General features: G+C 41.7%; 9 protein-coding genes. 5 read left to right on the top strand and 4 right to left on the bottom strand.

Features of this window, described 5'->3' with window-relative positions; genetic code table 11:
* Nucleotides 1-52 precede the first annotated feature (52 nt).
* The gene (gene ispE / locus BAU16_RS10795) at nucleotides 53-904 is read right to left on the bottom strand and encodes a 4-(cytidine 5'-diphospho)-2-C-methyl-D-erythritol kinase (protein ID WP_161527056.1); all 852 of its coding nucleotides are present in this window, start codon (nucleotides 902-904) and stop codon (nucleotides 53-55) included.
* A gap of 168 nt (nucleotides 905-1,072) precedes the next feature.
* Between ispE and BAU16_RS10790 the strand changes: the two genes are divergently transcribed.
* On the top strand, nucleotides 1,073-1,489 hold the full coding sequence (locus BAU16_RS10790) for an Hsp20/alpha crystallin family protein (protein WP_048604574.1): 417 nt from the start codon (nucleotides 1,073-1,075) through the stop codon (nucleotides 1,487-1,489).
* A gap of 6 nt (nucleotides 1,490-1,495) precedes the next feature.
* Here BAU16_RS10790 and BAU16_RS10785 read toward each other — a convergent pair whose 3' ends face one another.
* On the bottom strand, nucleotides 1,496-2,533 hold the full coding sequence (locus BAU16_RS10785; protein ID WP_048604575.1) for an acyltransferase family protein: 1,038 nt from the start codon (nucleotides 2,531-2,533) through the stop codon (nucleotides 1,496-1,498).
* Between the two features lie 257 nt (nucleotides 2,534-2,790).
* Here BAU16_RS10785 and BAU16_RS10780 point away from each other — a divergent pair, with 257 nt between their 5' ends.
* A complete protein-coding gene (locus BAU16_RS10780; protein ID WP_161527055.1) occupies nucleotides 2,791-3,564 on the top strand; it encodes a helix-turn-helix domain-containing protein in 774 nt (257 codons plus the stop codon).
* 90 nt (nucleotides 3,565-3,654) lie between these two features.
* Here the strand turns inward: BAU16_RS10780 and treP are convergent, their stop codons facing one another.
* Entirely contained in the window at nucleotides 3,655-5,643 is a 1,989-nt protein-coding gene (gene treP / locus BAU16_RS10775) for a PTS system trehalose-specific EIIBC component (protein ID WP_161527054.1), read from the bottom strand.
* 345 nt (nucleotides 5,644-5,988) lie between these two features.
* Here treP and BAU16_RS10770 point away from each other — a divergent pair, with 345 nt between their 5' ends.
* The 3 genes from BAU16_RS10770 to treR are packed head-to-tail and all read left to right on the top strand — an operon-like array spanning nucleotide 5,989 to nucleotide 10,055.
* On the top strand, nucleotides 5,989-8,601 hold the full coding sequence (locus BAU16_RS10770; protein ID WP_161527053.1) for a glycoside hydrolase family 65 protein: 2,613 nt from the start codon (nucleotides 5,989-5,991) through the stop codon (nucleotides 8,599-8,601).
* Between the two features lie 51 nt (nucleotides 8,602-8,652).
* Nucleotides 8,653-9,303 (top strand): beta-phosphoglucomutase, encoded by a 651-nt coding sequence (gene pgmB / locus BAU16_RS10765; protein WP_161527052.1) that lies wholly within the window; start codon nucleotides 8,653-8,655, stop codon nucleotides 9,301-9,303.
* A gap of 35 nt (nucleotides 9,304-9,338) precedes the next feature.
* Nucleotides 9,339-10,055, top strand: coding sequence for a trehalose operon repressor (gene treR / locus BAU16_RS10760; RefSeq protein WP_048604580.1), 717 nt, complete (start codon nucleotides 9,339-9,341; stop codon nucleotides 10,053-10,055).
* A gap of 35 nt (nucleotides 10,056-10,090) precedes the next feature.
* Here treR and mprF read toward each other — a convergent pair whose 3' ends face one another.
* On the bottom strand, nucleotides 10,091-12,643 hold the full coding sequence (mprF, locus tag BAU16_RS10755) for a bifunctional lysylphosphatidylglycerol flippase/synthetase MprF (RefSeq protein WP_048604581.1): 2,553 nt from the start codon (nucleotides 12,641-12,643) through the stop codon (nucleotides 10,091-10,093).
* Nucleotides 12,644-12,680 lie beyond the last annotated feature (37 nt).

The following is a 12,680-nucleotide window of genomic DNA, read 5'->3' as shown; positions in this document are numbered from 1 at the left end:
CAAAAAGTATAGAGCCATAATGGTTTTTTGTGAACTTATATCAAGCTCTTTTTTACTTTAGTGTTCGTACCAGATACACTTCATCGCAGAATCCTTTAAGCGCATTGTACACTCGTTGTGCCCGAGAATGCTGACGGCACAAAGCGAAAACGGTCGGTCCGCTGCCGCTCATCAATGCCACATCTGCCCCGTATTTCATCATACGATCCTTGATTTTTTGAATCACCGGGTGCCGCTGAATTGTGACATCCTCCAACGCATTGCCCATGTATCGAATCATCTGCTGGTAGTCATTGTTGCGGATGGCTTCTGTCAGCTTAGGAATATCCGGATGATGGATTTTATCTATATCTACCTCGGGAAAAATCGTGCGGGTAGACACACTCACACGGGGTTTCACCAAAACGACCCAGCATTGAGGCATGGGATCAATTCCTGTTACGATTTCCCCCTTGCCGGCAACAACAGAGGTTCTGCCGTAAAGACAATAAGGAACATCCGTCCCAACTTCCATCCCCAGCTCAATCAATTCCTGATCCGAAAGGGCTAAATCCCATAAGCGGTTCATGCCCCGCAGAGCTGCTGCTGTATCGGAACTTCCTCCGCCCAAACCAGCTGCCACAGGAATCTGTTTTTTAATGGAAATTTTGATTCCCTTATTAATGCCATAGCGTTTTTTAACTAAGACCGCCGCCTGGTAGACATTGTTTCGCTGATCCACAGGTAAAAATGCTTTGTTGGTCTCTACAATAATTTGGTCATTCGGCAATTCTTCCATCGTCAGCCGATCTGCCAAATCAACGCTGGACATCACCATTGCCAACTCGTGGTACCCATCTGGTCGTTTGAACAAAACATCCAGTCCCAGATTGATCTTTGCCGGTGCTTTTTCGATTATCTCCATTTTCTCACCTACTCATCTGAAAAGAGTCGTTGTGTATTCTATCATAGCAGAAAGTAAAAGTATAGAAAGACTCTTGCATTTTTACCGAAAAAACAATCGTTTGATTTGCTAAAAACAGCGATTTCATTCTACAATTATACTAGAAAAAAAAGAAAGTGGGGATATCTAATGGCAAACTTGATTCCAAGAGATTTAAAAGATTTAGGCAACGCAGAGGATTTGTTCGGAAAGCTGATGAATAATTTCTGGCAGGAACGGCAGATTTCCACGGACATCAAAGAATATGACGACCATTATATCGTGAAGGCCGACTTGCCAGGAGTTGAAAAAACAGACATCAAAGTCAGCTATGTTAACGATATTTTATCCATTACCGCTACTCAATCTTCTGAAAAAGAAGAAAAAGATGATGCCGGTCGCTATTTGCGTCGCGAACGTTCCAGCAGCTCCTACCAACGCAGCTTCACTATGCAAGGCATCGACGACGAAAACATCAAAGCCAAATTCGATAATGGCGTATTGACCCTGAACCTGCCAAAAGCCGGTTATAAAGATGCACCGGGGAATAATATAGCGATTGAATAAGTTTCTTTAGACTCTTCGAAAAGGTACTTTTTGACTTTTCGAAGAGTCTTTTTCGGCAAAAAAAAATCCCTTCAAAACCTTTTCTCCTTGCTTTTTACCAATTAAAAAGAGTAACGTCATTAGCGCTGTTAAACAAAACAACTGTAGACCAGAAATCCGAAAATCTGCGATAGCAGCAGTCTTTTGAATAATCTCTAAAAAGAAAGGGTGCAAGAAAAACAATCCTTTGCTGTACTCCTTCCACCGCCTTGTATGTTTTAAAGAACAGTCCTTTCGTAAAAGAGAAGCCAACAACAAACTTATGGGTATAAGAGCAAAGAAAAAATTTTTGTCTGTTCCTTGCTGGTGAAAAACAATACTGCCCTCGATTGCAAATAAGATCAAGCTAGCCCCCAACTTGAAAACAGGTTTCCGAGTGAATAAAGAATGTTGTGGATAATCACTTAGAAAAAAACCCATCAAAACGAAAATAAAACCAAAAAACACCCCATTTCGTGTGGTGAAAAAAATTTTTTGGTAATTTTCGTAGAGGAAAGCTGGGATACCTGTTAAATAGGCACTGTAGGTTTCACTACTACCAAGAAAAAAGAAACTTCCGGCAAGACAAAATAAGACTGGATATGAATAACGTTTTGTTAACCAACTGCTACATTTAATCCCCATCAAAAGGGTCGGAAAATACCATAAATGGTAACAACTACCCAAATATAGTAACGCAACGATGAAAGCTGCAGGGTACCAAAAAAAAGAAATTTTTTGTTCCTGAAGAATTTGCCACCCGTAAGGCAGATAAAACAAGCTCCATAAGAAATAGACTTGCAGCTGTCGCCAAAAATATCTTTTGGGGTAGCTAGAATCCTTTTTTTGTTTTTCTCGATAAAAATAGCCGTTGATTACTAAAAATAATGGTACTGCTATTCTTGCAAGAAGACTTTTAAGAACAAAATGCAGCACTTCATTTTCGACCAGCCGACCGCAGTGAATCAGAATAACCAATAATGCGGCAACAAATTGAGCCAAATCCATGAGTGGTAAACGTTTCATATATTCTTCCTTCTCTTTCCTCTTTTAATAATGGATTTCCTTTTATTTTTTTACTTAATCCATCTTATTAAGTGAAAGAACAAGTAAAAAGCAACAGATTCAACCATTCCAGATTTTTTTGACACTTTTTCTTTCCACTTGTTAAAGACTGATAAATCAGGATGTTACGATTCGTTGCATCACAGATTTGAGAGGAATCCACCAAGGAAATTTTTTTTTGATATACTCAAGAAAGATTTGGTAGAGGAGACAAGAAAATGAACATCGGAAAAATTATCAAAGAACACCGGAAAGAAAATGACTTGACCCAAGAACAGCTCGCCCAACAATTTTTTGTCACGCGACAACTCGTTTCGAAATGGGAAACAGGCAAAAGCTATCCTGACTTGGATCAGGTAGTCAAACTTAGTGAATTTTTTGATTTGCCATTAGATTATTTATTGAAGGATGATCAGGAAATGGTCAGTGAATTGACTTTCGATACTAAAAAGAAAAAATGGTTGAAGAGACTACTCTTGTTTTTAGGTATTTTGTCCATCAGCTTGACTACAGTGCTTGTTCTTATCTTTTGGGTAAATGGTGCCTTATTGGATGCCAATGATATTGTCATCACGAAAATTGAGAAAACTGTGCTACCAGAAAAAACAATTACCTTAGACATAACTGACGAAAGAATTACCCTCCCAACAGATGTTTCCTACACTATTTATTTTGAAACAACTAAACCCTTTGTTAAGTTGGCGAAACGTTCAGGTTTAATAAACGGTAGGGATGAAACGGGAATTGGACTTCTGTTATTTGGTGAGTACACTCTCTTTAGCAGCAATAAAAAGAGTAAAATAGTCATCCCGAGCCAAAGAGAAGTTCAACTAAATCCAGATCTCAATATAGGAAAAAACATCTATCTCCAAAACAAAAAAAAGCTACGAGACGCAGCTTCCAATAATTTTTACGAAGCCAAAAACACTGGCACGTTACTCTTTTCAGCAGAAGAATTGAATCGCTTGCCCAACACTCCAAAAAAGAATTAATGCCTACTTTTCAGAAATATTTTCTTCTATTTGAAGGTTAAAAATAGCCTAGCGAAATAATCTCGCTAGGCTGTTTTTTGATTTTTCAACTTACAACATCTCCGCTTCACCGACATGTTCTTTGGCGTTGATTTCGCCGGTTTTTGTCAGCGTCAGACTTGAGACTTTCTCTGCATTAGTAAGAACCGTCAATACATCGGTTCCTTTTCCAGCCGCTTTGACAGCAGCGATATCCATGATTGCCAACAAGGTATTTGGTGTGACCTCATCCCCTTCTTTGACCTTCACATCAAAAGGTGCTCCTTTTAACTCAACCGTATCTAGTCCCATGTGCACGAGGACTTCTGCTCCGGTTTTTGTCAAAAGACCAATCGCATGCTTCGTTTCAAACACGCTGGTCACTTTTCCGGCAACCGGTGAATAAATCTCGTTGGCTGTTGGTCGAACCGCAAATCCGTCACCCATCATTTTTTGGGAGAAAACAGGATCGGAAACTTCCCCGATTGCGATGACTTGACCATCGACTGGTGCAAATAGTTTTTCTTCTGTCGTAGCTATTGGCGTTGCACTAACAGCTTCTTCTGTCGCAACATTTGATACGCTGACACCGGCTGTAGCAAATTCAGGCGCAAGATTACCGGTAGCTTCTTCGACAGGATCGATCTTATTAAAGATTCCTTGACGACGGAATACGATAGTCAAAATAAACGGTACAACAATCGCAATCAGCATCGCCACCAAGAAGGCAAGTCCGCCACCGCCAATATTGAAATTGATAGCTAAAATCCCTGGCAAACCACCGACACCGATCGCATTGGCACGAACTCCCATCAGATTGCTGAACATACCAGCCAGACCTGAACCGATCATCGCAGCGATAAAGGGATAAACGTATTTTAAGTTGATCCCGAACATCGCAGGCTCTGTAACGCCCAGATAACAAGAAATCGTTGCTGGAATTGAAATTTGTTCTTCTTTTTTATTGCCTTTGTGTAAGAAATAAACTGCCAACACCGCCGAACCTTGGGCAATATTAGATAGCGCGATCATTGGCCATAAATTGGTTGACTGAAAATCAGCAATCAACTGCATATCAATGGCATTGGTCATATGATGCAATCCCGTGATAACCAACGGTGCATATAAGAACCCAAACAGTGCACTGAACAACCAGCTGACCGATGACGTCAATCCTGTATTTACGACAAAGGAAATACCGCTGCCTAGCCACCAACCGAATGGTCCTAAGACCACATGAGCCGCCAAAATCGTAGGCAACAAAGCAAACAACGGAACAAAAATCATAGAAACCGCTTCAGGAATCCGTTTTCGGAAGAAAATTTCCAAATAAGCCAACATAAATCCTGCCAGCATGGCCGGAATAACTTGCGCTTGGTAACCAATCTTGTCGATTTGGGCAAAACCAAAATCCCAAAATGGAATATCTGCTGCCGCTGTACTTCCTACTGCATAGGCATTCAATAATTGTGGTGAAACCAAGGTAATCCCTAAAATGATCCCCAGTATTTGGGTGGTTCCCATTTTACGAGTCACACTCCAAGTAATCCCGACTGGCAAGAAGTGGAAAATTGCTTCCCCCGGCAGCCATAGAAAATCATTGACACCATTCCAGAAAACCGATTGTGAAACAATCGTGCCGTTCCCGAAATCGATACCTTCTAATACATTACGAAAACCTAAAATCAACCCACCGACAATGATTGCTGGAATAATTGGTGTAAAAATTTCTGCTAAAACTGCAACTGCTCGTTGTATCGGATTTTGATTCTTTTTCGCAATAGACTTGCTTTGTTCCTTGGAAACTCCTTCAACACCGGAAACCGCCGTGAATTCGTTGTAAAACGTTGGAACATCATTCCCGATGATAACTTGGAACTGACCCGCATTGGTGAACATTCCCTTTACACTTGGAATATCCTCAATTGCTTTCTCATCGGCTTTGTCTGGATCGTTTAGTACAAACCGCATTCGTGTTGCGCAGTGAGTCACTGCCGCGATGTTTTCTTTGCCGCCGATGTCCTTCAGCAGCTGTTCAACATCCGCCTGATATTTACCCATGGATAAAACCCCTTTCATAGTAACTTGTATATATATGTCTGTTTTACAAATTAATAATAACGTGTAAATAAAATATATGCAAGCGTTTTACAAAAATAATTCAAACTTTCTTTTTTTAAATAAATCATAGACATCTTCTTTTCACAAGAAAAATGGGTTTGTATCAATATTTTTTAAATTTTTTTCACAGTTTGTTAAATAACTATCACTTGTACTCTCTCACCAGATATGTTTTGCTGTTTTTATTTAAAAACATAAGAAAACAACAATTTTTAATTGTAATTGCTTACATTCTCCGCTATAATATTCTTGCATGTATAGACAAGTTAGAAAAGGAGTGTCGTAATGAAAAATGTACAAATCACATATCTTGATCCGCAATGGCAGGTCATTGGAGTTGATCAGCCGGCTGTTTTTGACACGTTGACAGAGGTAGAAGCCTATTTGCAGCAGATAGCAGGATCCTTTGATGGTGGAGAAATCCACGCTGAGAAAGAAATTTTGGTTTCACAGGAAGGTCGGATTCTTGAAGCCGCTCAAACATTGACGGAAGCACTGAACCTACCCTTCGTTTATACAAAGGATGCCGAAAAGCAACGGGAAGATTTACCTTGGCTGATAACTTATCATGGGTACGCTCCCGGCAAGGACGAATATTCTGTGGAATCCTTGTTGACAGTCGGTAACGGCTTTATGGGTCTACGGGGGACAACGCCGGAAATGACCATCACCGAAGAAAATTATCCTGCTACCTATTTGGCCAGCTTGTATAATACCGCAGCTTCAGAGGTTTCCGGACAGACGATTTACAATGAAGATTTTGTCAATGCACCAAATTTGCAAAAAATTTATTTAATCGTAGACGGCGAAACAGTTGATGTCGCAAACAATACAGTACTGACGATGAAACGCCAACTAGATTTACGAACAGGGTTATTTCAATCTTGGAGTGAAATTCAGTTAAACAATGGAAAGAAAATCGCGATCCAGACAAAAAAAATCGCCAGTATGGCAGAGGTGCATCGCTATAGCCTGATTTACCGCTTTTCGCCGATGAACTTTTCTGGTGAAATCACCTTGGTATCCGAAGCAGATGGTGGAGTATTCAATTATAATGTCGCCCGCTACCGCAGCCTGACCCATCATCACTTGACGCTTGATGTGTTGCAGGCGCATGAACAATACGCCCGCTTGGATGCCCGAACGAACCAGTCCGGTATCACCATCCGACAAACTTCGGCACTTGCCAGTGATACCTTGGATTTGACGAAACTGATCAATGAAGTGCAGACAGAAAAAATTTCCCAACATCTAACGATTTCAGCCCATGAAAAGGACTGGTATTCCCTAGAAAAAACCGTGGATGTCCAACAATTCCGACAAACACCCCCAGATTTTGCCGGTTTTTCGCCACTGCCTTCTTTTACAACGCTTTATCACGAATCACAAAAAGCATGGCAACAGCTTTGGCAAAAAGCCGCGATCACTGTTGAAGGGGATTTGATGTCACAAAAATTATTAAATCTCCATACCTATCATCTGCTGTCTTCGGCTTCCCCGAATGGCAACAAGGAGCTGGATGCTTCTGTGACCGCACGGGGATTGCACGGGGAAGCCTATCGCGGGCATATTTTCTGGGATGAATTGTTTATTTTTCCTTTTTATATCATCCATTTTCCTGAAACGGCAAAAGAATTGTTGTTGTATCGTTACCGTCGACTGGAAATGGCGAAAAAAGAAGCCGCTGAAGCCGGTTATCAAGGGGCAATGTTCCCTTGGCAATCCGGATTGGAGGGCAGCGAGCAATCTCAAAAACTGCATTTGAACCCCATCAGTGGCGAATGGAAGGAAGACCACAGCCGACTGCAACGGCATGTCTCCTTGGCGATTGCTTACAATGTGTGGCAATACTGGCACAATACTCGCGATATTGCCTTTATGAAAAATTACGGAACGGAAATGCTATTGGAGATTGCTCATTTTTGGCAAAGCGCCGCTACTTGGGATGAAGACTTGCAACGCTACTCTATCGAAGGTGTCATGGGCCCGGATGAATTTCACGAAGGCTACCCTCATGCAGCAAAAGGCGGGTTGAAAAACAATGCCTATACCAACATGATGGTGGTTTGGCTCTTTGAAGAATTGGCTACATTACAACAAAAATTACCCGCAGAAGATTTTCGTGAAGCACAGGCGAAAACCGGTGTTGATGACCATCTGTTGACAGCAATGCAGAAAATCAAAAATCAACTGGCATTGACTATCAACGACGAAGGAATTATTGCGCAATTTGATGGTTACTTTGATTTGAAGGAAGTCGACTGGAGCTACTACAAAGAAAAATATGGCAATATTTATCGGATGGATCGGATTTTGAATGCAGAAGGCGAATCCGCAGATGCCTATAAAGTTGCCAAACAGGCGGACAGCTTGATGATTTTTTATAATTTTTCCAAAGCACAGGTTGCCGATATTTTGACGGATCTGGATTACCACTTACCGGAAGATTATGTAGAAAAAAATCTGCATTACTACCTGCAACGCACCAGTCACGGTTCAACGCTGTCTCGGGTGGTTCACGCCCAATTAGCGGCCATGGTAAATGATCAGCAGTTGGCTTGGCAACTCTATCAAGAAGCGCTGTATTCTGATTATCGTGATATCCAAGGAGGAACTACGGCAGAAGGAATTCATGCCGGCGTGATGGCCGCCACTTTGTTTATTCCGTTGACGACCTTTGCCGGTTTGGACATCCGTCGAGAAAAAATTCATTTCCACCCTAACCTACCAGATGCATGGCAAAAAATTCGTTTTGCTATCACGATTCGCGGAGTGGATTATCAGGTAGCTGTTACCCACCAAAGTCTGACGATTACCGCAAATTGCGAAGAAACGATTACAGTAGGCAAAAAATCTGTTACACTAAAACCAAATGAAACCCAAACGATTGCTTACTAAAAGCCGTTAGGATATTTATTCCATTAAAAGATGAACAAGGAGTGTTTTGACATGAAAAAAGGATTTATTTTTGATTTAGACGGTGTCATCACCGATACAGCCAAATTTCATTTTGTTGCTTGGCGGGATTTAGGTGCTGAAATCGGCATCACGGTTGATTTAAAATTCAATGAACAACTAAAAGGCATCAGCCGCATGGATTCCCTAGAACGAATTTTGGTTCATGGCGGAAAAGAAAATGCGTTTACATTGGAAGAAAAAGAAGCATTAGCAGCGAAAAAAAATACCCATTATGTGGAATTACTACAAGACTTGACGCCTGCCGATTTGTTACCGGGAGTGAAAGAATTTTTAGATGCTGCCCACAATCAAGGGGTGCCTTGTGCGATTGCTTCGGCTTCTAAAAATGCGCCATTTATTTTAGAAAAATTAGGTGTCAGCGATTTGTTTGACGGCATCGTTGATCCAGCAACCTTGACAAAAGGCAAACCCGATCCGGAAATTTTTGTTAAAGCGGCCGAATTATTGAATATCCAACCAGAAGAAGCAATCGGTTTTGAAGATGCCCAAGCTGGGATTGATGGCATCAAAGCCTGCGGAATGACCGCTGTCGGTGTTTTATCCGGCGAACCATTACACGGTGCAGATTTGACGGTTCACGAATTGTCAGAATTGACCATTGCTGAACTTATCCAACGCTAAACAACGCTTTAAAGAAAAAAGGGAGGATGAAATCCATGAATAAATTTAGAGAAATATTTCTTGATTTGGAACAAAAGATTTTGGCAAAGGAATATCCTCCCCAAACGCTGCTTCCCAGCGAAAATCAACTAATCAAGATTTATGGTGTTTCACGTGAAACAGTTCGCAAAGCCTTGAATCTGCTGCGAAATGCCGGCTATATCCAAAAACAGCAGGGAAAAGGTTCTATTGTGCTGGATCTCAACCGTTTTGATTTCCCAATTTCCGGATTGACCAGTTTCAAGGAGCTGCAAAATGCTCAAAACATCCACAATGAAACCAAGGTCGTGGAAATCAAGAAAGTCGCCGTTTCACCCAAACTTCATCAAACCACGGATTGGCCCGTGGCTTCCGAAGCGTGGAAATTGGTTCGGCAGCGAAAAATTGATGGCGAAGTCGTGATTTTGGATATTGATTATTTAGATGCTCGGATTATCACCGACTTGCCGGAAAAAAAAGCCCAGGATTCCATCTATCATTATTTTGAAAATGATTTAGGCCTGGAAATCGCTTATGCGCAAAAAGAAGTGACCGTTGATCCTGTGACCAAAGAGATTCGTGATTTGATGGATTTATTGCCGGAGGATCAGCATGTCGTTGTCGTTCGCGGTCTGGTTTATCTGGAAGACACCCGTTGTTTTGAATACACCGAGTCGATCCATCGGCTGGATAAATTCCGTTTCGTTGATTTTGCCCGACGGAGAAAAGCCTAAAAAAGGTATCTGCAGTTCACGTGCAGATACCTTTTTTATACATCCAACATAACATCTTCCACAAGTGTTGGTCCCTTGTTTTTTCCTTTTCCAATCAGCAACAGCAACTGCAAGGAAGCAAGATAGAAATTTCCGCCCTTCACATAGGCAAAATAGCAACTCTCCCAATCCTCCACATACCGTTGTTTGCCAGCAACATTTCGTTGAAATCCGTAAAATGTCCCGTAATTGTAGATCACATTCATGATCCGTTCTTCAATGGAAGCAAAAGGACCATCTCCGACATGGGCAAAAGGTGCCATTCCCAAATCAGCCAGTTCATAACCTTGCGCCTGCCATTCTTTCAGCATATTCACTACCAGATAATTGGCTAATTCCGGGGGTTCTTCCGGCAGCATCCTCAGCAAATCATAGGAAACCCAATTACGATCAATAGGCTGTTGGGTAATAAAACCAACCACCTGTGTTTTTTTGCGAAGAATCCCAATCGGACTTTTCAATAAATACTCCTTAGTAAACCGACCACTGCCAAAGAATTTTTCCTTATTGCCCTTCAACCATTCCTCAGAGACCCGCTGAACATCTGCCACCAGTTCTTCCGGCAACTGTTCATAATACGTAAAGTGATACTCCTGCCGTTCAAAAGATTTGCTGCTATCAAAGGATTTATCCCGCAAAGATACTGTGGCACTTTCCCCGATTTTAGTAAATTGGAAACCCAAATCATGGAGCAAAACAGCGTAGCGTTGACTGATTCGATAAAAAGCCAACTGATACCCCAGCAAATCCGCTTCTGAGATAAAGGCCAAGGTTGCTTCTCCCCAGAGCTTTTCATTTCCGATGGGTCGGCCTAAGACAAAGCAACGGTTTCCTTTAATTTGATACCCGAAAACCAGTTCATCCTGTCCATCTTTTTGATAATAATAATACTGATACCCTGGTAAAAATAACCGATGACTGGAGCGAGTGCCGCCAAAACGCTGAATCAATGCTGCAAAGCGTTTTTCATCCCATGAGGTGCCCAGTTTTTTTTCTGTAAAAGCCAAGTACTGCTGCAATCCCAACAACGTCATCAAAGAAATCGCTACGCCCAATAATCCGGAAAACCAGACATCATCTGACGGGAACAAAAAGAAATTATCCCCTAAGATTTGATTGTTCCACCACTGACCACTGTGATACCCGGCAACTGCATAGACAATAAACAAGCAGCCAAACAAGCAGCCGTCAAAGATTTTTGCTCCCCATGAGTAAACAAATTTTTCTCGATAAAATTCATGCCGTGCCAGCCAAACAGTAGCTAAAATCAACAGATAAACCACCATCAATCGTAACGATCGTGTGCGGGAAATCGTGTTGATGATTCCAAACAATAACAAGGCAATCGTAGGAAAATACGCCCGTTTGACTTTTGCAAACAGTGCCCGTGCCAAACCTAACAATAAGAATCCAATCAGCAGATTTAAGGTTTGGTCCAAAAAATTAAAGGAAAAGGGCAGAATAAACTCAAAAAAGCGACTGATATTGGACAGATTGGTCACCGTTGAAAGCAGAACCATCATAATTCCTGCAAAATACACCGCCACAACGACTACGATATGGGCAATCCGCTGCAAAAATATTCGTGGCAGATTGTCAAAGAAACGATTCAGCTTTACACTGGTTTGGGTCAAAAAGAGAATCACACCGCTTAAAAACGGCACTAAATAATAAAACAAGCGATAATACAGCAACCAAACGACCGTCTGATCTTGAGACAACCCGATTTGGCTCATCCCTAAAATCATCAAAACATCAAAGGTTCCCATTCCCCCGGGAACCATCGTCAGCATCCCAATCAGGGTCGCAATCAAGAACATCGGCGCCACATCCACCAGCGAAATCGGCAGCTCCATCAAATAACCGATACTTAAAAAAACCGCCAACGCAGATAGCCATTGGGTAAACGAAGTTGCCAAAAGGGTCAATACTCCTTTTGGATACAATTCAGCAAATAATTTCTTTCGCCGTAAATAACTAAAAATCAGTAAAGAAGGGGCGTATAGACTGCCGCCAAGCAACCAGATCCAATATTTTTGATAAAAGGCATCCCCATGAAAAGTAAACAAAGCGACGAGTAAAAATAACGCCCAGATCGACAAGCCGCTTAGCATGAACAAAGCGATTTTTGAGACTGTCGCCAAGATTTTTTTGCGATCGATTCCTTTTCCGTAAAAATTCGCCCGCAAACTGGCCCCGATAATTCCGCCAAAACCAGCTAGATTATTAATGGTATTGGTCGTCCACGCCGCTATCAGCCAATCTTTTCGTGGCATTTTGGGCTTGCCGAGTGTCTCCAATGTTTGGATTGTCACCCAATCATACCCCAGCATCGGAATGATTCCCACCAAACCAATAATCCCCATTAGCACTAAGGTACTGTTATTTTGCTCATCCATTGTCGTTAAGACATCATCCCAACTCATTCCGTGGGCGATATTGATCACTTGATTGCTGACAAAAAGAATAATTGATCCGAAAAAAATCAATCGCAAGAGGAAACTATGGGCTTTGACCCATTGAAGGCCCTTTTGGACAACGCTTCGCATGATGTGTTCCTCCTTGTTCGTTTTATTCTCACACCGT

The organism is Enterococcus sp. JM9B, from assembly GCF_009933265.1.
Taxonomy (GTDB): Bacteria; Bacillota; Bacilli; order Lactobacillales; family Enterococcaceae; genus Enterococcus_C; species Enterococcus_C songbeiensis.
Note: the sequence above shows the minus strand (reverse complement) of the source record. Positions and strands in the feature narration are given on the sequence as shown.

Coding starts and splice junctions, on each gene's coding strand:
- treR (WP_048604580.1), top strand. CDS start 9,339: ATGAATAAATTTAGAGAAATATTTCTTGATTTGGAACAAAAGATTTTG.
- pgmB (WP_161527052.1), top strand. CDS start 8,653: ATGAAAAAAGGATTTATTTTTGATTTAGACGGTGTCATCACCGATACA.
- BAU16_RS10770 (WP_161527053.1), top strand. CDS start 5,989: ATGAAAAATGTACAAATCACATATCTTGATCCGCAATGGCAGGTCATT.
- ispE (WP_161527056.1), bottom strand. CDS start 904: ATGGAGATAATCGAAAAAGCACCGGCAAAGATCAATCTGGGACTGGAT.
- BAU16_RS10790 (WP_048604574.1), top strand. CDS start 1,073: ATGGCAAACTTGATTCCAAGAGATTTAAAAGATTTAGGCAACGCAGAG.
- treP (WP_161527054.1), bottom strand. CDS start 5,643: ATGGGTAAATATCAGGCGGATGTTGAACAGCTGCTGAAGGACATCGGC.
- BAU16_RS10785 (WP_048604575.1), bottom strand. CDS start 2,533: ATGAAACGTTTACCACTCATGGATTTGGCTCAATTTGTTGCCGCATTA.
- mprF (WP_048604581.1), bottom strand. CDS start 12,643: ATGCGAAGCGTTGTCCAAAAGGGCCTTCAATGGGTCAAAGCCCATAGT.
- BAU16_RS10780 (WP_161527055.1), top strand. CDS start 2,791: ATGAACATCGGAAAAATTATCAAAGAACACCGGAAAGAAAATGACTTG.